The sequence below is a fragment of the Streptomyces erythrochromogenes genome (assembly GCF_036170895.1).
GTDB classification, from domain to species: domain Bacteria; phylum Actinomycetota; class Actinomycetes; order Streptomycetales; family Streptomycetaceae; genus Streptomyces; species Streptomyces erythrochromogenes.
Genome location: NZ_CP108036.1, coordinates 4,488,020 through 4,510,262, shown reverse-complemented (window position 1 = coordinate 4,510,262; position 22,243 = coordinate 4,488,020). Strand labels below are relative to the sequence as shown.

The following is a 22,243-nucleotide window of genomic DNA, read 5'->3' as shown; positions in this document are numbered from 1 at the left end:
GTGCCATGGGGTCTGCCCAGGCTTGCGTGGTCCGACAACGCGGCGAGGTGCCGTACCGGGTGCCGTGACCCGGTGGACCTTTCCGGTCACAGCACCAGCCTGCCGTGCGAGGCTGGAGGCGCCGTCACCCGTCGGACCCCACTGCCGGCCACCACACCTGGGAGACCCATCCATGAACCCCGCCGAAGGCGAAGCGCGGATCCTCGTCGTCGACGACGAACCGGCCGTACGCGAGGCCCTGCGCCGCAGCCTCGCCTTCGAGGGCTACGCCGTGCAGACCGCCGTCGACGGGCTCGACGCCCTCGACAAGGCGGCCTCGTACGCCCCCGGCCTGATCGTGCTGGACATCCAGATGCCGCGGATGGACGGGCTCACGGCCGCCCGCCGGCTGCGCGCCTCCGGCAGCGTCACCCCGATCCTGATGCTGACCGCCCGCGACACCGTCGGCGACCGCGTCACCGGCCTCGACGCGGGCGCCGACGACTACCTAGTCAAGCCGTTCGAGCTCGACGAGCTCTTCGCCCGCGTGCGCGCCCTGCTGCGCCGCAGCTCCTACGCCGCCGCACAGGCCGGCGCCGGCCCCCACGAGGACGCCCTGACCTTCGGCGACCTGCGCATGGACCTCGCGACCCGCGAGGTCACCCGGGCCGGGCGCCCGGTGGAGCTGACCCGTACCGAGTTCACGCTGCTGGAGATGTTCCTCGCGCACCCGCGCCAGGTCCTGACCCGCGAGCAGATCCTCAAGACCGTCTGGGGCTTCGACTTCGAGCCCAGCTCCAACTCCCTGGACGTGTACGTGATGTACCTGCGCCGCAAGACCGAGGCGGGCGGGGAGCCGCGCCTGGTCCACACGGTGCGCGGGGTGGGCTACGTACTGCGCGCGGGCGATGGCGGGCCCGAGTGAGCCCGGCCGCCCGCTTCCGCGCGCTGCCGCTGCGCTCCCGGCTGGCCCTGCTGGTCACCACCGCCGTGGCCGTGGCCGTGGCCACCGTCGCCGGGGTGTCCTGGGTGGTGGTGCGGGCCCAGCTCGACAACCAGCTGAACCAGTCCCTGATGGCCACCAACCCGACCAGCCAGGTGCTGGACCGGCTGCGCAGCGGCTGCCCGGCCCGCCCGCCGGCCCAGCCCCAGCAGGACATCGCCGAGAAACTGAACGCGACCGTCCAGATCGTCACGGCGGACGGCAACCACTGCTGGGTGAGCGGCCAGACCGACCTGCCGGTCATCGCCCTGGACAGGGAGGTCGCGACGGGCCGCAAGAACAAGGCCCTGCACGACGCGACCACGGACAACGGCGTGCGGATGCGCGTCTACACCTTCGCCGCACAGACCACGCCCGGCGCGCCGATCTTCGCGGTCTCGGTGGCACGGCCGCTCTCCGACATCGACAAGCCGCTGTCCACCCTGGCCTGGGTGCTGCTGCTCGTCTCCGCCCTGGGGATCGCCGGCGCCGGCGCGGCCGGCCTGTGGGTGGCCCGTACGGGGCTGCGGCCCGTCGACGAGCTGACCGACGCCGTCGAGCACATCGCCCGCACCGAGGACCTGACGGTGCGGATCCCCGACGAGGGCGACGACGAGATCGCCCGCCTGTCGCGGTCCTTCAACTCGATGACCGCGGCCCTGGCCTCCTCCCAGGACCGGCAGTCCCAGCTGATCGCGGACGCCGGGCACGAGCTGCGCACCCCGCTGACCTCGCTGCGCACCAACATCGAGCTCCTCGCGCGCAGTGAGGAGACCGGCCGGGCCATCCCGCCCGACGACCGGCGGGAGCTGCTGGCCTCGGTCAAGGCGCAGATGACGGAACTGGCCTCGCTGATCGGGGACCTGCAGGAGCTGTCCCGGCCGGATGCGGCCTCGCCCGGCCCGCTCGGGGTGGTCGCCCTGCACGAGATCGCCGCGGCGGCGCTGTCCCGGGCCCGGCTGCGCGGTCCGGAGCTGGCCTTCGCGTCGGACCTGGAGCCCTGGTACGTCCGGGGCGAGGCGGCGGCGCTGGAGCGGGCGGTGGTCAACGTCCTGGACAACGCCGTGAAGTTCAGCCCGCCGGGCGGCTCGGTCGAGGTGACGCTGAGGGCGGGCGAGCTGACCGTACGGGACCACGGGCCCGGCATCCCGGCGGCGGACCTCCCGCACGTCTTCGAGCGGTTCTGGCGGTCCGAGTCGGCCCGCGCCCTGCCCGGCAGCGGGCTGGGCCTGTCGATCGTGGCCCGTACGGCGGCCCGCGCGGGCGGCAGCGCCGAGCTGCGGGCGGCGGCGGACGGCGGTGCGGGCACGGAGGCGGTGCTCCGCATCCCCGGGGCGCCGACCCCGCCGCCCTCCGAGCCGTCAGTTGTGCCGGATCAGTGAGGCGACCAGGCCGGAGCGGGTGTTCGGGAAGTCCATCGGGACGATCCCGAGCCCGGTCCGGCCGGCCATCTCCCCGCCGTCGACGAAGCCGTGGACCTGCGGGTTGAGGCGGTCGGAGTTCCAGCGCGGCGGCATGTACGCCGCGGTGCTGACGTAGTTGACGAAGAGCTTGCCGGGCTGCTGCACGGCCTTGCGGAAGTGGTTCTCGATCCGGCCTCGCTTGGCGAAGGGCTCGGTGTTGTAGTCGTCCTGGATGTCGTAGACGTTGCCGTCGCCGTAGCGCAGGCCCGGCAGGCCGCCGTTGTCGGCGAGCAGGACCACCTTGCCGCGGGCCTGTCCGAGCGTGGGCAGGGTGTCGGCGATCCGGAACAGGGAACGCCAGCCGCGGTTGTCCAGGTAGTCGTCGAAGACGGCGCGGAAGGTGGCGTCGCTCTCCCCGGAGTACTCCTGCTTCACGCGCATCAGGACGGTCTCGGAGGGGTGGGCGGCGAGGAAGTTCGCGCAGGCGACGAGGACGTCCCCGAACATCAGGTCCTGGAAGAACGCCGCGTGGTGGATGGCGAAGGAGCCGCCGGTGACCCGGCAGCGGACGTCGAGGAAGCGGATGCCGGAGTCGAGCTGCTGGGCGATCGAGGTGTTCTGGCAGGCGACGTAGAGCCCGCCCTTGGTGGCGCCGGAGTCGTGGGTGCCGGGGATGGTCATCCGCTGGAGGGCGGTGGAGTCGCCGAGGCCGGCCATCCAGTCCTGGGTGCCGAGTGCGGCCGCCGAGGCGGGTGCGGCTCCCAGGCCGACGGCCGCTCCCAGGGCCAGTGCTCCGGCCAGGAACGTCCGCCGGCCCCATGCCGGTGCGGTGACCCCGCCCGTTCCGGTGACCGCACCCGCGACCGCGCCCGTGCGCGTTCCGGTGCCCGTGCCCGTGCCCATGCCGATGCCCATGCCCGCCCCTTTGCCGACCCGGTGATGGCCGGATTATGGCGTGCACACGTCATACTTGCTACCCGTCGGTAGCGGTCAGCTTCCGAGCAACTCGACCATGGAGCGCAGCCCCTGGAGGAGTTCACGGCCGTCCGGCGCCTGCTCCGGGTCGGTCAGGGTCTGCACCATCACGCCGCTGAGCAGCGCGATGTGCATCGAGCCGAGGGCCCGCACGTCCTCATCGGAGACCTCTTCCGGCGGCACCCCGCGCAGGGCCGCGGCCACCGTCCGCCGGTTGCGGCGCTGCCCCTCGGCGAGGATCGCGAGCAGCTCGGGCGAGGACTGCGCGTGGACGAACGCCTCGACGGAGGCCAGCCAGAGCCAGCGCATCTCGCCGAAGTCGCGGATCTTGCGGTCCCAGGTGTCGGCGTAGCGCTCCCCCGCGGTCCCGCCCTCGCCCGCGAGGCGGCCGGATCCCGCGGCCCACTCCTCCATGGCGGCGAACAGGGCCTGGTTGAGGAGGGCCTCCCGGGACCCGAAGTGGTAGCCGATCGCCGCCATGCTCACCCCCGAGGCCGTGGCGATGTCGCGCACGGTCGTGCGCAGGTAGCCCTTCTCCTCCAGGCAGCGCCGGGCTCCGGCCAGCAGGTCCTCGCGATTTCCCATGCCCGGATCGTATCCACGACTCCGCGACAGGATTTGGGCAAGCGCGCAAGACATGCGTATTGCGCGCTTGCCCAAACGCTGGCAGGGTGAAGCCATCGACAAGATCCACAGGCCCACGGGAGGCAGGAACATGCGCCACGAGCTGAAGATCGACGACCGGACCCTCTCCTACCTGGACTTCGGCGGCACCGGCCGGCCGCTCCTCGCCCTGCACGGCGGCATGTCCGAAGCCCTCGCCTTCACCGGGCTCGCCGCCGCCCTCGGCGACACCTGGCGGGTCATCGCCCCCGACCAGCGCGGCCACGGCGCATCCGACCGGGCGCCCCACTACCGCCGCGAGGGCTACGTCGCCGACGCCGTCGCCCTCCTCGACCACCTGGGCCAGGGCACCCCCGTGCCGCTCCTCGGCTACTCCCTCGGCGGGCTCAACGCCTACCACCTGGCCGCCGCCCACCCGGACCGGATCTCCGCGCTCATCGGCGTCGACGCCACCGTCGAGATCCGCATCCCCGACGGGCCGAACTGGTTCGACTTCCTCGGCGGCCTCCCCCACACCGCCGCCACCCGCGAGGAACTCCTCGCCGCCGCCGGACCGGCCGCGCCCTTCGTCGCCGACGGGCTGCGCCCCCTCCCGGACGGCACCGGCTGGCGCCTGGCGTACCACCCGCAGGACATGCTCGACTCCATCCACGCCTGCGCCGGCGACCACTGGGACACCTGGCTCACGAGCACCTGCCCGGCCCTGCTGATCCACGGCACCGGCAGCCAGGCGCTCACACAGTCCGTCGCCGACGCGATGGTCGCCCGGCGCCCGAGGACCTCGTACGCGCCCCTCGACGGCGACCACTTCGTGCCGTTCACGGACCCCGACGGCTTCCACCGGGCCGTCGGGGCGTTCCTCGCGGCCCTCTGATCCCCGCCGGTCCCCGCGCCACGGGGGTGCGCGGGGAAACGCCGAAGGGGCGGCGGGCCTGTCGGCCCGCCGCCCCTTCGGGCACGCTGTGCGCGGGTGTTACTTGACGACGGTGATCCGGTTCGCCGCCGGCGGGGCGATCGGCGCGGACGCCGAGGAGTTGTTCGTCAGGTAGGCGTTGAAGCAGTCCAGGTCGGACGCGCCCACGAGCTTGTTCTTGTGCTCCTTCAGGACGGTGAAGCCGTCACCGCCGCCCGCGAGGAACTCGTTCATCGCGACCCGGTAGGTCTTGGCGGGGTCGATCGCGGCACCGTTCAGCTTGACCGAGTCCACGACGATGCGGTCGGCACCGGCCTTCGTCATGTCGAGGGTGTAGGTGAAGCCCTTCGACACCTGCAAGATCTTCGGGCTGGCCCCGTTGACCGGGCCGCTTACCTGCTGCTGGAGCGCGGTGATCAGCTGCACGCCGCTCAGGTCCACGACGTTCATCATGTTGTTGAACGGCTGGACCGTGAAGGACTCGCCGTAGGTCACGACGCCGTCGCCCTCGGCCCCCGAGGCCTTGTACGCGAGGTCCGAGCGGATGCCGCCCGGGTTCATCAGGGCCAGCTGAGCGCCGCCCTTGTCCGCCGGGGCGAGCGCCTCGAGCTGGGCGTCGGCGATCAGGTCGCCGAGCGGCTTCTCGGGCTCCGCCGAGCCGCGGCCCGGGATGTCCGCCGAGATGAAGCCCTGCGGACGGTTGGCGATCGGGGCCGCCAGGGCGTTCCAGCGACCGATCAGCTCGGTCATGTCCGCAGCCTTGGGCTGGTCGCGGTGGACGACCTTGTTGACCGGCTTGGGCGAGCTGATCGGCGTACGGACGATGTCCTTGGTCTGCCGGTCGTAGGTGAGCGTGGTGTCCGTGAACAGACGGCCGATGGAGGCCGCCGAGGTCACCGCGCGCGGGTTGCCCGCCGGGTCGGGGATGTTGCAGGCGTACGCCTGGTGCGTGTGGCCGGTGACCAGCGCGTCGACCTTGGCGTCGACGTTCTTGGCGATGTCCACGATCGCGCCCGAGATGCCGGCGCCGGCGCCCGGGGCGTCGCAGTCGTAGTTGTACGCGCCGTTCGCGGGCAGACCGCCCTCGTGGATCAGCGCGACGATCGACTTCACGCCCTGCTTGTTCAGCTCGGCGGCGTACTTGTTGATCGTCTCGATCTCGTCGCCGAACTTGAGGCCCTTGACGCCCTCGGCGGTCACGACGTCCGGAGTGCCCTCCAGGGTGACGCCGATGAAGCCGATCTTCACGTCGCCCTTCTTCCACACGTAGGTGGGCGACATCAGGGGGCGCTTGGTCTTCTCGTCCGTGACGTTCGCGGCGAGGTACTGGAAGGTGGAGCCCGTGAACTCCTTGCCGAACTCGTAGCAGCCCTCGACCGGGTGGCAGCCGCCGTACGCCATGCGGCGCAGCTCGGTCTTGCCCTCGTCGAACTCGTGGTTGCCGACGCTGGAGACGTTCAGCCCCAGCTTGTTCAGCGCCTCGATGCTCGGCTCGTCGTGGAAGAGCCCGGACAGCATCGGGCTGCCGCCGATCATGTCGCCGGCCGCTGCGGTGACGGAGTACTCGTGGCCCTTGCGGGCCTCGCGCAGGGCGGTCGCGAGGTACTCGACCCCGCCCGCGGGTATGGCCTTGGTGGTGCCGTCGGCCTGACGTTCGGTCACGGTGCCGGAGGAGCCCTGCGGGGGCTCCAGGGTGCCGTGGAAGTCGTTGAACGACAGCATCTGCACATCGACGGTCCGGCTCTTGGCCGTACCGCCACCACTCGCGGCTCCGGCCGGCAGTGCGGCGGCGACCATCGCCCCGGCCCCGGCCGTGACGGCGAGGGCGGTGAAGGTCAACCGGCGGGTTCGGCGGTGCCGTTGTGGCGTCGCTGACATTTAGTCCCCTTTGTGGACAGCGATACTGCTCGGGAGGTCCGCCGAAGCCTATGGTCAACGCGCGTAGCTCTACCAGGGGGTAACGGGTATCGCGTTGGTTACACGCAGAAGAAGGCCCGACCCCGTGCCCGTACTCCGCTCGGCGGCCCGGACGGTCGTAGGCTCGTTCCATGACTGACGCAGCAGCGGCCCTGGAGCCGGGACGGCAGATTCAGACCCTCGACGAGCTGACGGGGGAACAGGCCGACGCCGTCCTCGACCTGATCGAGGACGCGGCGCGTACGGACGGCACCACCGCCGTGTCCGAACAGGGAAGGCTCCAGCTGCGCGGAGGGCCGCGCGCGGGGATCCGGCACTTCCTGCTCACCGACGGCGGCCGGCTCGCCGCGTACGGGCAACTGGAGGACACCGACCCGGTGGAGGCCCCGGCCGCCGAACTCGTGGTCCACCCGGCGCTGCGCGGCCGCGGCCACGGCCGGGCGATGGGCATGGCCCTGCTGGCCGCCTCCGGCAAACGGCTGCGGGTGTGGGCCCACGGCGGCAAGTCCGCCGCCCGGCACCTCGCCCAGGTGCTCGGCCTGACCCTCTTCCGCGAGCTGCGCCAGCTGCGCCGGCCCCTGGCCGAAGGGGCCCCGCTGCCGGATCCGGTGCTCCCGCCCGGCGTGACCGTACGGACCTTCCTGCCCGGCACCGACGACGCGGCCTGGCTCGCGGCGAACGCGGCCGCCTTCGCCCACCACCCCGAGCAGGGCTCGCTCACCCAGCGCGACCTCGACGACCGGATCGCGCAGCCCTGGTTCGACGCCAAGGGCTTCTTCCTCGCCGAGCGCGACGGCGAGCTCGTCGGCTTCCACTGGACGAAGGTCCACGCGGCGCAGCAGCTGGGCGAGGTCTACGTGGTCGGCGTCCTCCCCGGCGCCCAGGGCGGCGGCCTCGGCAAGGCCCTGACCGCGATCGGCCTCCAGCACCTGGCGGCCCAGGGCCTGCCGACGGCCATGCTCTACGTCGACGCCGACAACCCGGCGGCCCTCGCCGTCTACGAGGGCCTCGGCTTCACCACCCACGAGGTCGACCTGATGTACCGCACGGAGAGCTGACCCGTCGGCGGGCCCTGCGCCGGCCGGCGCAAGGGGCGCGGGGGGTCCGGGGACGGCGCCCCCGGCAACCGCGCCCCACCCGCGCCCCGGGAAGGACTCGTGCACCAGCCGGAGCCGGGAAGCCATGCGCCATTAACCGGGCATTCAGAAGCGCTTGCGACTCTCCCCCAATGCAGCCCCGACTCCGACTGACGGCAGACCCGTCCGACGCGCCTGTCCTGCCGCTTGCGCGGAAGAATGGAGTCATGAGTCACAAGCCCAGCGCCGGTCCCACCGAGGTCCCCGCCCAGCACCCGTCTCACACGTCCGCCTCCGCCGCCGACAAGGCGACCGGCAAGGCGACAGGCAAGGCCGCCACCCCGGCCACCGGCGCCGCGGCCCACGCCCGCATAGGCTCCATCGCCGCGCACCGCCCGCACATCGGCCTCGACCCCGATCTCGACGCCGACCTGGACGCCTACGACGACAAGGACGGCGGGGAGCTCCCCCCGGACCGCTTCCTCGACCGGGAGCGCAGCTGGCTCGCCTTCAACGAGCGGGTGCTGGAGCTCGCCGAGGACCCGACGACCCCGCTCCTGGAGCGCGCGAACTTCCTGGCGATCTTCGCGAGCAACCTCGACGAGTTCTTCATGGTCCGCGTGGCCGGCCTCAAACGGCGTATCGCGACGGGCGTCGCCACCCGATCGGCCTCCGGCCTGCAGCCCCGCGAGGTGCTGGACCTCATCTGGACGCGCTCGCGCGAGCTCATGGCCCGCCACGCCGCCTGCTTCCAGCAGGACATCTCCCCGGCGCTGGCCGAGGAGGGCGTCCACCTCATCCGCTGGCCCGACCTCACCGAGAAGGAGCAGGCCCGCCTCTTCACGCTGTTCCGGAACCAGATCTTCCCGGTGCTCATCCCGCTGGCCGTGGACCCCGCGCACCCCTTCCCGTACATCTCCGGCCTCTCCCTGAACCTGGCCGTGGTCGTGCGCAACCCCGTCAGCGGCCACCGCCACTTCGCCCGGGTCAAGGTCCCGCCGATCCTCTCCCGCTTCCTGGAGGCCTCCCCGCAGCGCTACGTCCCGCTGGAGGACGTCATCGCCGCGCACCTGGAGGAGCTGTTCCCGGGCATGGAGGTGCTCGCGCACCACATGTTCCGCGTGACCCGCAACGAGGACCTGGAGGTGGAGGAGGACGACGCCGAGAACCTGCTCCAGGCACTGGAGAAGGAGCTCATGCGGCGCCGCTTCGGCCCGCCCGTGCGCCTGGAGGTCGAGGAGTCCATCGACCCCGGCGTCCTGGACCTCCTCGTGCAGGAGCTGAACGTCAACGCCTCCGAGGTGTACCCGCTGCCCGGGCCCCTCGACCTGACCGCCCTCTTCGGGATCGCCTCCCTGGACCGGCCCGAGCTCAAGTACCCGAAGTTCGTCGCCGGCACCCACCGGGACCTCGCCGAGGTCGAGTCCGCGCACGCGCCCGACATCTTCGCCGCCCTGCGCGAGCGGGACGTCCTGCTGCACCACCCGTACGACTCGTTCTCCACCTCGGTGCAGGCCTTCCTGGAGCAGGCCGCCGCCGACCCGGACGTCCTCGCGATCAAGCAGACGCTCTACCGCACCTCCGGCGACTCCCCGATCGTGGACGCCCTGATCGACGCCGCCGAATCCGGCAAGCAGGTCCTCGTCCTCGTCGAGATCAAGGCCCGCTTCGACGAGCAGGCCAACATCAAGTGGGCGCGCAAGCTGGAGGAGTCCGGCTGCCACGTCGTCTACGGGCTCGTCGGCCTCAAGACCCACTGCAAGCTGTCGCTCGTCGTCCGGCAGGAGGGCGACCAGCTGCGCCGCTACGCCCACGTCGGCACCGGCAACTACCACCCCAAGACCGCCCGGCTCTACGAGGACCTCGGCCTGCTCACCGCCGACCCGCAGGTCGGCGCGGACCTCTCCGACCTGTTCAACCGGCTGTCCGGCTACTCGCGCCGCGAGACCTACCGCCGGCTGATGGTCGCGCCCCGCTCGCTGCGCGACGGACTGATCGCACGGATCGACAAGGAGGCCGCCCACCACAGGGCCGGCCGCCCCGCGTACGTGCGCCTCAAGATGAACTCGATCGTCGACGAGGCCCTCATCGACTCGCTCTACCGGGCCTCCCAGGCAGGAGTGCCCGTCGACATCTGGGTGCGCGGCATCTGCGCCGTGCGCCCCGGCGTCCCCGGACTCTCGGACAACATCCGGGTCCGCTCGATCCTCGGCCGCTTCCTCGAACACTCCCGGGTCTTCGCCTTCGGCAACGGCGGCGAGCCCGAGGTGTGGATCGGCAGCGCCGACATGATGCACCGCAACCTCGACCGCCGTATCGAGGCACTGGTCAGGGTCGCCGACCCGGCCCACCGCGCGGCACTGGACCGGATGCTGGAAACCGGCATGTCCGACACCACCTCCTCCTGGCACCTGGGCCCGGACGGCGAGTGGACACGGCACAGCACGGACGCGGACGGCCAGCCGCTGCGGCACGTACAGGAGACGCTCATAGACGCCCGGAGGCGCCGGCGTGGCTCAGCAAAACCGTAACCCGTCGACTTGGGGGCCATGCGCAGGTGACGTGCTCGGCACGTACCTGCGCTCCCAGGCCACGGCTTTCCTCAGGGGGATGCGCCAGTACAGTCCGAGCGCTGCGAGCGGGGCCGACGCCGCGGAGAGCAGCGACGCGGCGCGCAGCCTGCGGGGGGCCGCGCGCCGCATCAGCGGATCACTGGCCACGTTCCGGGTGGTGACCGAGTCGTCCTGGGCCGACGGACTGCGCGCCGAGCTGGTGTGGCTGTCCTCGACCCTGGCCGACGAGCACGCGTACGCCGCCCGGCTGGCCCGGCTCATGGACGCACTGCACCGGCTGTCGGGGTCCCCGGAGCTCCCCGCCCCGCGCGGCTCGGCGGGCGCGCTGACGGTGGGCTCGGCGCGCGCGGGCGCACTGCTGGAACGCCAGCTGACCCTGGCCCGGACGCGCGCCCACTCTGCCACCCTCCAGGCGCTCGGCTCGTCACGCTTCCACGCCGTGGCGGACGCGGTGGCCGTGCTGGCCTCCGAGGTCCCGCTCGACGCCGTCGCGGCCCGCGGACCGGTCGCAGAGGTCCTGGTACCGCTCGCGGCCGTGGCCGAAACCCGCCTGTCGGCCGCGGTCTCGGCACTGCCGCCGATCAGCGGCTGCGAGGCGGCGCCGAGCCCGTACAACGCGGACCACGACGGCCTCTGGCACGAGGTGCGCCGCCTCCTGCGGGTCCACCGCTACGCGCGGGAGGTCCTCGGCGAGGACGTGACCCGGCCGGCGGCCGCGGGCGAGGCCCTGAACCGCCACCGTGACGCCGCCGAGGCCGCCGCCGCCTCCGCCACGGCGGCCCGCACCCCGCGCATCGCCCCGGCGACGGCCTACGCCCTGGGCGTCCTGCACGCCGACCAGCGCCACGAGGTCGAGGCGGCCCGGGCCGACTTCCAGCACCTCTGGCTGAGGGAGCCCGCGGGTCACACCGCGGTAACGGCGGGATAACGGATGATGGCGACTGTGCGCGGACGCCCCGGAACGCACCGGGTCGTCCGCCACGGTTCACCGTCCGTTCACTCGGGCCGGTCGGCTGCTTCACCTGTTCTGCCTAATTTCGGTCGTGCACGGAGACGGTGGCCCGCAGACGGAGCGGCCGACCCGGGCACCCGACGTAGTAGTCCTCTTCGCACGCCGCCCGGCACGAACGGAAAGCGGCCGGCGGCTTCTGGAAGGAACACCCGAAAGTGAAGCTTCAGCGCAAGAACATGCTTCGTGCCTCCGCCCTCGGTGCGCTTGTCGTGTCAGGCGCCCTGGTCCTCACGGCGTGCGGCTCGGACGACAACACCAAGACCGGCGACGGCGCGTCCAAGGCCGCCGCTCCGGCCGCGGGCGACATCAAGTGCGAGGGCGCCAAGGGCAAGCTGCTCGCCTCCGGCTCCTCCGCGCAGAAGAACGCGGTCGACCTGTGGGTGAAGAACTACATGGCCGCCTGCTCCGGCGTCGAGGTGAACTACAAGTCCTCCTCCTCCGGTGAGGGCATCGTCGCCTTCAACCAGGGCACCGTCGGTTTCGCCGGCTCCGACTCGGCGCTGAAGCCGGAGCAGGTCGAGGAGTCGAAGAAGATCTGCACCGGCGGCCAGGGCATCGACCTGCCGATGGTCGGCGGCCCGATCGCCCTCGGTTTCAACGTCGCGGGCGTGGACAAGCTGAACCTTGACGCCGCCACGATCGCCAACATCTTCAACGACAAGATCAAGAAGTGGGACGACGAGGCGATCAAGAAGCTGAACCCCGGCGTCACGCTTCCCTCCACCGCCATCCAGCACTTCCACCGCTCCGAGGACTCGGGCACCACCGAGAACCTCGGCAAGTACCTCAAGGCCACCGCCGGTGACGCATGGCCGTACGAGGCCGCGAAGAAGTGGCCGGCCCCGGGCGGCCTCGGCGCCTCCGGCTCCTCCGGTGTCGCGACCCAGGTCAAGCAGGTCGACGGTGCCATCGGCTACTTCGAGCTCTCCTACGCCAGCGCCCAGGGCATCAAGACGGTCGACCTGAACACGGGCGCCGCCGCCCCGGTCAAGGCCACCGGCGAGAACGCCTCCAAGGCCATCGCCGCCGCCAAGATCGCCGGCACCGGCTCGGACCTGGCGCTCAAGCTCGACTACACCACCAAGGCCGAGGGCGCGTACCCGATCGTCCTGGTCACCTACGAGGTCGTCTGCGACAAGGGCAACAAGCCGGAGACCCTGCCGACCGTCAAGTCCTTCCTGAACTACACCGCGTCCGACGCGGGCCAGAAGATCCTCCTCGAGAACGGCTACGCGCCGATCCCGGCCGAGATCAACGCCAAGGTCCGCGAGGTCATCAACTCGCTCAGCTAGTCCTCAGCTCCGAGGCCCGGTCCGTCCCCTCCCCCCGTCCGGGGACCGGGCGGACCGGCCCCGGAGCCCCTTCCCCTCCACCCGGGGGAAATCCGGTGCACCGCCGCCAGGGGGCCTGCCCCCCACACAGACCGGAAAGACCATGGCTTCCACCACACCCACCCAGATAGACACGGCTCCGCCTGTCTCCACGAGCAAGAGGCCCACCGGCCGCGCCGGTGACAAGATCTTCGCCGGGCTCTCCAAGGGCTCCGGCATCCTGCTCCTGGTGATCATGGCGTCGATCGCCGTCTTCCTCACCTACCGCGCCTCGATCGCACTGTCGAAGAACGAGGGGAACTTCCTCACCACCTTCGACTGGAACGCGTCGGCCAACCCGCCCGTCTTCGGCATCGCCGTCCTGCTCTTCGGCACCGTCGTCAGCTCGATCATCGCGATGGTCATCGCGGTTCCGATCGCCGTCGGCATCGCCCTCTTCATCTCGCACTACGCGCCGCGCAGGCTCGCCGCGCCGATCGCCTACGTGGTCGACCTGCTGGCCGCCGTGCCGTCGATCATCTACGGCATCTGGGGCGCCCTCTTCCTCGTCCCGCAGCTGGCAGGCCTGAACCTCTGGCTCGACGAGTACCTGGGCTGGACCTACGTCTTCGACAAGACCCAGGTCGGCGTCGCGCGCTCGCTCTTCACCGTCGGCATCCTGCTCGCGATCATGATCCTGCCGATCGTGACCAGCGTCAGCCGCGAGGTCTTCCTCCAGGTCCCGCGCATGAACGAGGAGGCCGCCCTGGCCCTCGGCGCGACCCGCTGGGAGGTCATCCGGATGTCGGTGCTGCCCTTCGGCCGCTCCGGCGTCATCTCCGCCTCGATGCTCGGCCTCGGCCGCGCGCTCGGCGAGACCATGGCCGTCGCCACCGTCCTCTCGCCGAGCTTCCTGATCTCCGGCCACATCCTCGACCCGGGCGGCGGCACGTTCGCGCAGAACATCGCCGCGAAGTTCGACGAGGCCAACGAGTTCGGCCGGGACGCGCTGATCGCCTCCGGTCTGGTCCTCTTCCTGCTCACCCTGCTGGTCAACGGTGCAGCTCGCCTGATCATCGCTCGCCGCAAGGACTTCTCGGGGGCGAACGCCTGATGAGCCACGCACTCCAGGACCAGCGGCCCTCCAGGGCCCCCCGGTCCGCCGCACCCGCCGGCCTCACCCGAGGCGGCCTGCCCCGCTGGGCCCCGGCCGGCATCGCGGTCCTCTCGATCGCCCTCGGCTGCGGCACCGGCGTCCTCTTCGGCCTCGACAGCAAGATCCAGTGGGGTCTGATCGCGGCCATCCTGTTCCTCGCGATCACGTACACCGCCAGCGCGGTGATCGAGAACCGCCGCCAGGCCAAGGACCGCATCGCGACCTCCGTCGTGTGGGTCTCCTTCGTCCTCGCCGTCATCCCGCTGCTCTCGCTGATCTGGACCACGATCAGCCGCGGCATCGAGGTCTTCAGCGCCGACTTCCTGACGCACTCGATGAACGGCGTGACCAGCTTCGAGGAGGGCGGCGGCGTCTACCACGCGCTGCTCGGCACCATCGAGCAGATCGCCCTCGCCACCCTGATCGCGGCGCCGATCGGCCTGCTGACCGCCGTCTACCTCGTCGAGTACGGCAAGGGCACGCTCGCCAAGGCCGTGACCTTCTTCGTCGACGTCATGACCGGCATCCCCTCCATCGTCGCGGGCCTGTTCATCCTGACGACCTGGAACCTGGCACTCGGCTTCGGGCCCTCCGGCTTCGCCGGCGCGATGGCCCTGTCGATCCTGATGATGCCCGTCGTGGTCCGCTCCACCGAAGAGATGCTCAAGCTCGTCCCGAACGAGCTGCGCGAGGCCGCCCTGGCCCTCGGTGTGCCGAAGTGGCGCGTGATCCTCAAGGTCGTCCTCCCCACGGCCATCGGCGGCATCGCCACCGGTCTGATGCTGGCCGTCGCCCGCATCGCCGGTGAGACCGCCCCGATCATGCTGCTGGTCTTCGGCACCCAGCTGATCAACGGCAACCCCTTCGAAGGCGCCCAGTCCTCGCTCCCGCTCTACATTTGGGAGCAGTACAAGGTCGGCAGTGACGCCTCCTACGACCGGGCATGGGCCGCAGCGCTCGTCCTGATCGCCTTCGTCATGATCCTCAATCTGGTGGCCCGCGGCATCGCCCGCTGGAAGGCCCCGAAGACCGGTCGCTGACGCGACTGTATGAAAGCGAAGTGACCCCTCATGGCGAAGCGAATCGACGTCAGCGGACTGTCCGCCTTCTACGGCACCCACAAGGCCATCGACGACATCTCGATGACCGTTGAACCCCGCTCGGTGACGGCCTTCATCGGCCCCTCCGGCTGCGGCAAGTCCACCTTCCTGCGCACCCTCAACCGCATGCACGAGGTCACCCCCGGCGGCCGCGTCGAGGGCAAGGTGATGCTGGACGACGAGAACCTGTACGGCGCCGGCGTGGACCCCGTAGCGGTCCGCCGCACGGTCGGCATGGTCTTCCAGCGCCCGAACCCCTTCCCCACCATGTCGATCTTCGACAACGTGGCGGCGGGCCTGCGGCTGAACGGCAGCTTCAAGAAGTCCGAGCTGAACGACATCGTGGAGCGCTCCCTCAAGGGCGCCAACCTCTGGAACGAGGTCAAGGACCGCCTGAACAAGCCCGGCTCGGGCCTCTCCGGCGGCCAGCAGCAGCGTCTGTGCATCGCCCGCGCCATCGCGGTCGAGCCCGAGGTCCTGCTGATGGACGAGCCCTGCTCGGCCCTCGACCCGATCTCCACCCTGGCGATCGAGGACCTGATCGGCGAGCTCAAGGAGCGCTTCACGATCGTCATCGTGACGCACAACATGCAGCAGGCCGCCCGCGTCTCCGACCGCACCGCCTTCTTCAACCTCGCGGCGGTCGGCCAGCCCGGCAAGCTCATCGAGATCGACGACACGGACCGGATCTTCTCGAACCCGTCCGTGCAGGCGACCGAGGACTACATCTCGGGCCGCTTCGGCTAGAGCGAGATGTGAGAGCGTCCTGCGGTGCTGCATGGCGGTGCCACCGCAAGGGCGGAAGAAAGAAAGAGGGCCGGCTCCCCCTGGGTGGGGGGAGCCGGCCCGCTTTCGTGTCCGTACGACCGGAACTAGCTGAAGGCCAGGTTCACGATCCAGAAGCTGATCGCCGCGACCAGGGCCGCGGCCGGCATCGTGATACTGCATCCCCCGGGGGATCACCCCCGGACCCCCAGCAGGGGGCGGCAGCGCCGCTAGCCGAAGGCCAGGTTCACGATCCAGAAGCTGATCGCCGCGACCAGGGCCGCGGCCGGCATCGTGATGAACCAGCCCAGGATGATGTTCTTGGCGACGCCCCAGCGCACCGCGTTGACGCGCTTCGTCGCACCCACACCCATGATCGCCGAGGTGATCACGTGGGTGGTGGAGATCGGCGCGTGGAAGAGGTAGGCCGAGCCGAACATGATCGAGGCGCCGGTGGTCTCCGCCGCGAAGCCCTGCGGCGGGTCCAGCTCGATGATCTTGCGGCCGAGCGTACGCATGATGCGCCAGCCACCCGCGTACGTACCCAGCGACAGCATCACGGCACACGCGACCTTGACCCACACCGGGATCGGCGCGTCGGAGGTCTGCACGTCGGCGATGACCAGGGCCATCACGACGATGCCCATCGTCTTCTGCGCGTCCTGCAGACCGTGGCCGAGCGCCATCGCGGCCGCCGACACCGTCTGTGCGATACGGAAGCCGTGCTTGGCCTTGTGCGGGTTGGACCGGCGGAACATCCACAGGATGACCACCATCACCAGGTAGCCGACGACCAGGCCGACGACCGGCGAGACGAACATCGGGATGACGACCTTGTCGACCACGCCCGACCAGATCACCTCCGTGCCGCCGGCCAGGGCCGCACCCACCATGCCGCCGAAGAGGGCGTGCGAGGAGGACGAGGGCAGGCCGAAGTACCAGGTGATCAGGTTCCAGACGATCGCGCCGACCAGCGCCGCGAAGAGGATCCACATGCCCGTGGAGCCGTGCGGCGTCTCGATCAGACCCTGGCTGACCGTCTTGGCCACGCCGCTGCCCAGGAAGGCGCCGGCGAGGTTCATCACCGCGGCCATCGCGAGGGCGGCGCGCGGGGTCAGGGCACGCGTCGAGACCGAGGTCGCGATCGCGTTCGCCGAGTCGTGGAAACCGTTCGTATATGTGAAACCGAGCGCGACACCGATGGTCACGACCAGAGCGAAGGTGTCCACGAGGTTCAGGACTCCTTGACCGCGATGGTCTCCACCGTGTTCGCGACGTGCTCGAACGCGTCGGCCGCCTCTTCGAGCACGTCGACGATCTGCTTGAGCTTCAGCACCTCGATGGCGTCGTACTTGCCGTTGAAGAGGTGCGCGAGCAGCTTGCGGTGGATCTGGTCGGCCTGGTTCTCCAGCCGGTTGACCTCGATCCAGTACTCGGTGAGGTTGTCCATCGTCCGCAGGTGCGGCATGGCCTCGGCGGTCAGCTCGGCCGCCCGCGCCAGGACCTCGATCTGCTGCTCTACGCCCTTGGGAAGCTCTTCGACGTTGTAGAGGACGACGAGGTCGACGGCCTCCTCCATGAAGTCCATGATGTCGTCGAGCGACGACGCCAGGGAGTAGATGTCCTCGCGGTCGAACGGCGTGATGAAGGAGGAGTTCAGCTGGTGGAAGATCGCGTGGGTCGCGTCGTCCCCCGCGTGCTCCGCCGCCCGCATCCGTTCCGCGATCTCGGCCCGGGCGGAGGTGTCCGCTCCGAGCAGTTCCATCAGGAGCTTGGAGCCCGTGACGATGTTGTCCGCGGATGCGGCGAACATGTCGTAGAAGCTCGTCTCCCTGGGGGTCAGACGAAATCGCACGTGAGGTCCTCGGGGTGCATCGGATTCGGTCAGGCTGATGCTAGGCGCATCCCCCGGCCACGGCTAACCGGCCGTTCCCCAGTGTCCTCCATCAGGCAGAGTGAGGACCACGGGCCCCTGCCCGGCGGGCGCGAGCCCGGTATCCTATACCCATGAGGGGTATCCATCCCCCTCGTTCCGGACCACGGGAGGACCTATGACGACCATCGAGGCGGAGGGCCCCGGAGACGCGTCCGGTACGGCGGCCACCCCGGGCACCTCCCACGACGCCGGGGCCGGGGCCGGGGCCGGGGCCGGGGCCGGGGCCGGGGCCGGGGCCGTCCACGGCTACCACCACCAGAAGGACGAGCACCTCAAGCGACTGCGCCGGATCGAGGGGCAGATCCGCGGCCTCCAGCGGCTCGTCGACGAGGACGTCTACTGCATCGACATACTCACCCAGGTCTCGGCCAGCACGAAGGCGCTCCAGTCCTTCGCGCTCCAGCTGCTGGAGGAACACCTGCGCCACTGCGTCGCCGACGCCGCGGTCAAGGGCGGCGCCGAGATCGACGCCAAGGTCGAGGAGGCCACCAAGGCCATCGCGCGGCTCCTGCGCACCTGAGCCGTGCCCCGGCCCCGCCGCCGGAGGTCGCGGTGCGGGGCCTGAGCGGCACCCCGTGTGCGGCCACAGCACTAGCGGCCCAGCAGGACCTCGTCGATGCGGTCCAGGCTCAGCCGGTCCTCGGCGGCCGCGGACGCGGCGATGATCAGCTCACCGCACAGTTCGATCTCGGCGAGCGCCACGTGGTCCTGCACCGTCGAACCGCCTGCGGGAGTCACGCGTGTCACCTCAATCTGCCACCGGCCACCGGCCGTCATCGGTCATGCCGCACCACGTGCCGGCGCCCGGCTTCTCAGCGTAGGGAGGACGCCCATCCCCCCGCATGACACGGATGGACCATTTCCGGATACCCGGCCATGGCCCGATCGCGCCGCTCCCGGACCGCCCGCCCCACTAGTCGGCGATCTTTCCGGCATAAATGTCCCTGCTCGCGGGCAATACGACGGTCACCGGCGTTCCGAATCCGTACAGCAGCGTGGTCGATGACACATCGATCACGCCATTGTTGACATAGGTGAAGCGGTGCCGGACCTTCCGCAGCCGCCCCTCCTCGTCCAGGTACGCGTCGAAGGGCACCGTGTCCTTGCTGAACCCTTTCGCCGCTGCCGCCAGCGCCCCGCGCATCTCCGCCGACGCGCTCACCGCGGCCCGCCCGATGTCGGTGGTCCCCCGGTAGTGCCGCACCTTGGTCCCCGCCACCTCGGTCTCCCCCACGTACGTCACCTCCTGCGCGGCCCGCAGCAGCTCGGCCGCGATCAGCGGGTCGGTGGCCCCACCGGTGACCAGGTTCCCGTCGGCGAGGGTCGTCGTGTCCACGCGCACCCACTTGTCGGCGGGGACGCCCGCGCCGCGGTTCTTCATGTAGAGCGCACCCGGCACGAGGAGCTCGGTGATGGGCCGGTGCTCGTCCTCGCCCTTCACATCGGCCGGGAGCAGCACAAGGAGCTGCCCCATCCGCCTCTTGAAGTCGACGCCGCCCTCACCGCGGATGGTGACCCGGGTCCCGCCCGTGGCCATCTCCATGGCCGTACGGGCCCGGGCGCTGCCCGTACGCGCCAGGGCGTCGGCGGCCCCGCGGACCACCGAGGCCGCTTCCGCCGGGGACCGGTCGTCGCTTGTGCCGCCTCCGGCGCACCCGCTCGTCGCCGTGACCGCCAGGGTGACTCCGGCGGCGAGCACCACCTCGGCCGCGCGCCCGCGCAGCCTCTTGTGCCGGTGAACCACCATCGCCTGCCAACCCCCAACGCATGACCGCTGCTTGCCCGAGGTCCCCACCCGCTCCGCTTAACGAGGCCCCGGGTCTCCCGTCACGGGGGCGCCCTCCCCCGCCCCCGCCCGCCCCGGGTACCGTGGAGAAGTGGAACCGCACATCGACGCGACACCGGTCCCTGCGCTCGACTCCGTACCGCCCCCGTGGCCGCAGTCGCAGCCCCGGACTCCGACCGTCCACACCACCTCCACCGCCGACCGCGGATCGTTCTGCCTGGCCGTCTGCTCCTGCGGCTGGAAGGGGCCGGCCCGCCGCTCCCGCGACCTGGCCCGCAAGGACGCCGCCGCCCACGAGGCCACGGACACCGCCTGACGGCTCTCGCCCGTTCGGACGGCCCGGCTGGCCGGGGCGCGCCGCAGCGGATGCCCTTGACTCATGCCAGGTTCCGCAGCCCGCCTCGCGGCCCTTCTCTGGGCCCTGCTCCTCGCGTTCGCCCCGGCCGCCGCGGCGTGGGCCAGACCCGTGGGCTCGGCGGACAGCCCGGCCGACGTGGCCCTGGCCGTCGGGCTCACCTCCGCCGCCGCCCTGGCCACCGGGCTCTGGCTGCGCTCCCGCTACCGCCGCGAGGGCGACACCGACGCGGGTGACCAGTGACGCCCCGGCCCCGGCCGCGGGCGGTCCGGGTGTGCTTCGGGGTGGCCGCGCTGTGCCTGCTGACGGCCGCGCTGCTCGCCGTATGGGATTCGTACGGGACGGGCTGACGGGCCGAGCCTCCGGCCGCGTCCGGCCGGGCCTTCGTCAGGCGGCGAGGTCCTTGTCCTGCGGGCACCGGCCCGCGGGCGGGGTCCGGGGCTGCGCGAGGTCGACCGGCAGGGGCCGCGCCCGGTCACCGGCCCGTACGAGCCGTCCGAAGCGCCGGGAGCCGGCCACCGCCCGGACCACCGGGTTCAGCAGGGCCAGCGCGAGCGGAGCGAGCACGAGGACCACGGCCGTGCCGAGCGCGAGCCCGCCGATCACGTCGGTCGGGTAGTTCACACCCATGTAGACGCGGCAGAGGCCCTCGACGAGGGCCAGCCCGATCCCCAGGGTCCCGAGCTTGCGGTTGGCCACGAACAGGCCCACGCCCAGGGCCATCGCGACGGTGGTGTGGCCGCTGACGAACGAGAACTCGGTGTTCCCCAGTCCCGCGCCCCAGCCGGGGTCGAGGACCTGCAGCCCCTCGTGCTGGCGGAACGGTCGCTGCCGGCCGACGAGTTCACGCAGCGGAACGTTCACGAGCAGGGCCAGGCCGGCGGCGAGGGGGGCCCACACCAGCGCGGTGAAGGATTCGGCGGCGGCGGACTCGTCCTGTCGGCGGGCGCCGCGCCAGCACCACAGGACCAGCAGCACCAGGGCCAGCAGGATCCCGTACTCACCGGCCAGGCTCACGGCGCTGTCCAGCCACGCGGGGGCCCGCCGGGCCGCTCCGTTGACCTCGTACAGCAGGCTGACATCCACGTTCGGCCCACCTGTTGTGAGTCCAGCCATGGTGACGCGGCCCCTTGCTCTTGCCGTGGTTCCCCTGCGGGCGCACCCGGGTGCGCGCCCCTTCGACACCCACTTGATCAACCCCCGCGTTCATGGAACGCCCGTTCTGACGACCGGGTTCCACTCTCCACCGAATGATCACGGCAACGTTATCGAAGAGTGACTGGTCGTCGCAGCTCACGGCCTTTGCATTACGGAGAGTTGCTAGGACGGCCGGCCGGTGCCGGACCGGACCGGAAGGGATTCCGCCCCGTCCTTCGTCACGCGGGTCGCTCCGAAGTAGTCGGGAGTGTCGATCTTGTCGAAGCGGATGACCGCTCCGGTGAACGGGGCGTTGATCATGTATCCGCCGCCCACGTAGAGCCCGACGTGCCGGATCTCCCGGGAGTTCGTCAGATCATCGGAGAAGAACACCAGGTCCCCGGGGAGGAGTTCGTCGCGCGAGGGGTGCGGGCCGGCGTTGTACTGGTCGTTGGCCACACGCGGCAGCTCGATCCCGACCGTCTCGTACGCGGCCTTGGTCAGCCCCGAGCAGTCGAACCGCCCGCCCTGGTCGGGCGTACCGTTGCCGCCCCACAGGTACGGCGTGCCCAGCTGCTTCTGCGCGAAGTAGATCGCCCCGGCGGCCTGTTGCGAGGGCGCCACCCGGCCCACGGGCCGCGCGAAGCTCTTGGCCAGGGTGGTGATGGCCTTCACGTACCCCTGGGTCTCCTTGTACGGCGGCACTCCCCCGTACTTGATGACCGCGTAGGCGCCGGCGTTGTAGGCGGCCAGCATGTTCGACGTCGCGTCACCCGGCACGCTCCGCACGTCCTGGGCCAGCTCGCAGTCGTACGAAGCGGCCGAGGGGATCGCGTCGTTCGGGTCCCAGATGTCCCGGTCCCCGTCCCCGTCCCCGTCGATGCCGTGGCCCGCCCAGGTGCCCGGGATGAACTGCGCGATGCCCCGCGCGTCCGCCGGGCTGACGGCGCTCGGGTTCCAGCCGCTCTCGGAGTACAGCTGCGCGGCGAGCAGCGGCGGACTGATGGCCGGGCAGAGGTTGCCCCACTTCTCCACCAGGGCCTGGTACTTCGCGGGCACGGCCCCCTTCGTCAGGCCCACGGCACGGCCGCCGGCACCCGATCCCACGAGCCCCGCCGCCGCCGAGTAGGTCCCCACCACGAGGAGCGCCACGAAGGTCAGACACAGCCCGATCCCGATCCCGCCGGCCATCCAGAATCTGCGCACCCGTCAACCCTCCCCCATGCCCGTCGCTTTCACGTGCG

At 71.1% G+C, this 22,243-nt stretch carries 22 protein-coding genes; 13 read left to right on the top strand and 9 right to left on the bottom strand.

Features of this window, described 5'->3' with window-relative positions:
* Positions 1–172 precede the first annotated feature (172 nt).
* Both OHA91_RS20505 and OHA91_RS20500 read left to right on the top strand, forming a co-directional pair.
* The gene (locus OHA91_RS20505) at positions 173–904 is read left to right on the top strand and encodes a response regulator transcription factor (protein WP_031154239.1); all 732 of its coding nucleotides are present in this window, start codon (positions 173–175) and stop codon (positions 902–904) included.
* The gene (locus tag OHA91_RS20500; RefSeq protein WP_031154237.1) at positions 901–2,343 is read left to right on the top strand and encodes a sensor histidine kinase; all 1,443 of its coding nucleotides are present in this window, start codon (positions 901–903) and stop codon (positions 2,341–2,343) included. The genes OHA91_RS20505 and OHA91_RS20500 overlap by 4 nt, the downstream gene beginning before the upstream one ends.
* Here the strand turns inward: OHA91_RS20500 and OHA91_RS20495 are convergent.
* Both OHA91_RS20495 and OHA91_RS20490 read right to left on the bottom strand, forming a co-directional pair.
* Positions 2,323–3,279: a phosphatidylinositol-specific phospholipase C gene (locus OHA91_RS20495; protein WP_245240194.1), complete on the bottom strand. Its 957-nt coding sequence runs from the start codon at positions 3,277–3,279 to the stop codon at positions 2,323–2,325. The two genes, OHA91_RS20500 and OHA91_RS20495, sit on opposite strands and share 21 nt — an antisense overlap.
* A 75-nt stretch (positions 3,280–3,354) precedes the next feature.
* Entirely contained in the window at positions 3,355–3,924 is a 570-nt protein-coding gene (locus OHA91_RS20490; RefSeq protein ID WP_031154232.1) for a TetR/AcrR family transcriptional regulator, read from the bottom strand.
* 130 nt (positions 3,925–4,054) lie between these two features.
* On the opposite strand from OHA91_RS20490, the gene OHA91_RS20485 reads away from it, so the two are divergent.
* Positions 4,055–4,837 (top strand): alpha/beta fold hydrolase, encoded by a 783-nt coding sequence (locus OHA91_RS20485; RefSeq protein ID WP_031154229.1) that lies wholly within the window; start codon positions 4,055–4,057, stop codon positions 4,835–4,837.
* A 99-nt stretch (positions 4,838–4,936) separates the two neighbouring features.
* Here OHA91_RS20485 and OHA91_RS20480 read toward each other — a convergent pair whose 3' ends face one another.
* Positions 4,937–6,754 (bottom strand): bifunctional metallophosphatase/5'-nucleotidase, encoded by a 1,818-nt coding sequence (locus tag OHA91_RS20480; protein WP_328739714.1) that lies wholly within the window; start codon positions 6,752–6,754, stop codon positions 4,937–4,939.
* Between the two features lie 170 nt (positions 6,755–6,924).
* On the opposite strand from OHA91_RS20480, the gene mshD reads away from it, so the two are divergent.
* From mshD to pstB, 7 genes are all read left to right on the top strand, one after another.
* Positions 6,925–7,851, top strand: a complete 927-nt coding sequence (gene mshD, locus OHA91_RS20475; RefSeq protein ID WP_031154225.1) for a mycothiol synthase — start codon at positions 6,925–6,927, stop codon at positions 7,849–7,851.
* A gap of 245 nt (positions 7,852–8,096) precedes the next feature.
* Positions 8,097–10,400, top strand: a complete 2,304-nt coding sequence (locus OHA91_RS20470) for an RNA degradosome polyphosphate kinase (RefSeq protein WP_031154222.1) — start codon at positions 8,097–8,099, stop codon at positions 10,398–10,400.
* Positions 10,401–10,479: 79 nt separating this feature from the next.
* The gene (locus OHA91_RS20465) at positions 10,480–11,370 is read left to right on the top strand and encodes a CHAD domain-containing protein (RefSeq protein ID WP_408059176.1); all 891 of its coding nucleotides are present in this window, start codon (positions 10,480–10,482) and stop codon (positions 11,368–11,370) included.
* Positions 11,371–11,609: 239 nt separating this feature from the next.
* A complete protein-coding gene (gene pstS, locus OHA91_RS20460) occupies positions 11,610–12,746 on the top strand; it encodes a phosphate ABC transporter substrate-binding protein PstS (RefSeq protein WP_031154218.1) in 1,137 nt (378 codons plus the stop codon).
* Between the two features lie 142 nt (positions 12,747–12,888).
* Positions 12,889–13,878, top strand: a complete 990-nt coding sequence (gene pstC, locus OHA91_RS20455; RefSeq protein WP_031154216.1) for a phosphate ABC transporter permease subunit PstC — start codon at positions 12,889–12,891, stop codon at positions 13,876–13,878.
* Positions 13,878–14,960: a phosphate ABC transporter permease PstA gene (gene pstA, locus OHA91_RS20450; RefSeq protein WP_266500032.1), complete on the top strand. Its 1,083-nt coding sequence runs from the start codon at positions 13,878–13,880 to the stop codon at positions 14,958–14,960. The genes pstC and pstA overlap by 1 nt, the downstream gene beginning before the upstream one ends.
* Positions 14,961–14,990: 30 nt before the next feature.
* Positions 14,991–15,767, top strand: coding sequence for a phosphate ABC transporter ATP-binding protein PstB (gene pstB, locus OHA91_RS20445; RefSeq protein ID WP_031154211.1), 777 nt, complete (start codon positions 14,991–14,993; stop codon positions 15,765–15,767).
* 248 nt (positions 15,768–16,015) lie between these two features.
* On the opposite strand, the gene OHA91_RS20440 is transcribed toward pstB, so the two are convergent.
* Together OHA91_RS20440 and OHA91_RS20435 are read right to left on the bottom strand one after the other, a co-directional pair.
* Positions 16,016–17,014, bottom strand: coding sequence for an inorganic phosphate transporter (locus OHA91_RS20440; protein WP_031154209.1), 999 nt, complete (start codon positions 17,012–17,014; stop codon positions 16,016–16,018).
* A gap of 5 nt (positions 17,015–17,019) precedes the next feature.
* Positions 17,020–17,640, bottom strand: coding sequence for a DUF47 domain-containing protein (locus OHA91_RS20435; RefSeq protein ID WP_031154207.1), 621 nt, complete (start codon positions 17,638–17,640; stop codon positions 17,020–17,022).
* 196 nt (positions 17,641–17,836) lie between these two features.
* On the opposite strand from OHA91_RS20435, the gene OHA91_RS20430 reads away from it, so the two are divergent.
* A complete protein-coding gene (locus OHA91_RS20430; RefSeq protein ID WP_328739712.1) occupies positions 17,837–18,241 on the top strand; it encodes a metal-sensitive transcriptional regulator in 405 nt (134 codons plus the stop codon).
* 71 nt (positions 18,242–18,312) lie between these two features.
* Here OHA91_RS20430 and OHA91_RS20425 read toward each other — a convergent pair whose 3' ends face one another.
* Positions 18,313–18,498 carry a hypothetical protein gene (locus OHA91_RS20425; protein ID WP_037633137.1) on the bottom strand — a complete coding sequence of 62 codons (186 nt, stop codon included), beginning with the start codon at positions 18,496–18,498 and terminating at the stop codon, positions 18,313–18,315.
* Positions 18,499–18,634: 136 nt separating this feature from the next.
* Complete coding sequence (locus OHA91_RS20420; RefSeq protein ID WP_266500024.1) at positions 18,635–19,468, bottom strand: hypothetical protein; 834 nt, start codon at positions 19,466–19,468, stop codon at positions 18,635–18,637.
* 130 nt (positions 19,469–19,598) lie between these two features.
* On the opposite strand from OHA91_RS20420, the gene OHA91_RS20415 reads away from it, so the two are divergent.
* Both OHA91_RS20415 and OHA91_RS20410 read left to right on the top strand, forming a co-directional pair.
* Positions 19,599–19,823 (top strand): hypothetical protein, encoded by a 225-nt coding sequence (locus OHA91_RS20415; RefSeq protein ID WP_037633135.1) that lies wholly within the window; start codon positions 19,599–19,601, stop codon positions 19,821–19,823.
* Positions 19,824–19,886: 63 nt separating this feature from the next.
* Positions 19,887–20,105, top strand: a complete 219-nt coding sequence (locus OHA91_RS20410) for a hypothetical protein (protein WP_031154199.1) — start codon at positions 19,887–19,889, stop codon at positions 20,103–20,105.
* Positions 20,106–20,249: 144 nt separating this feature from the next.
* On the opposite strand, the gene OHA91_RS20405 is transcribed toward OHA91_RS20410, so the two are convergent.
* Positions 20,250–20,978 (bottom strand): phosphatase PAP2 family protein, encoded by a 729-nt coding sequence (locus tag OHA91_RS20405; RefSeq protein WP_328739711.1) that lies wholly within the window; start codon positions 20,976–20,978, stop codon positions 20,250–20,252.
* 204 nt (positions 20,979–21,182) lie between these two features.
* A complete protein-coding gene (locus OHA91_RS20400; protein WP_031154194.1) occupies positions 21,183–22,190 on the bottom strand; it encodes a C40 family peptidase in 1,008 nt (335 codons plus the stop codon).
* Positions 22,191–22,243 lie beyond the last annotated feature (53 nt).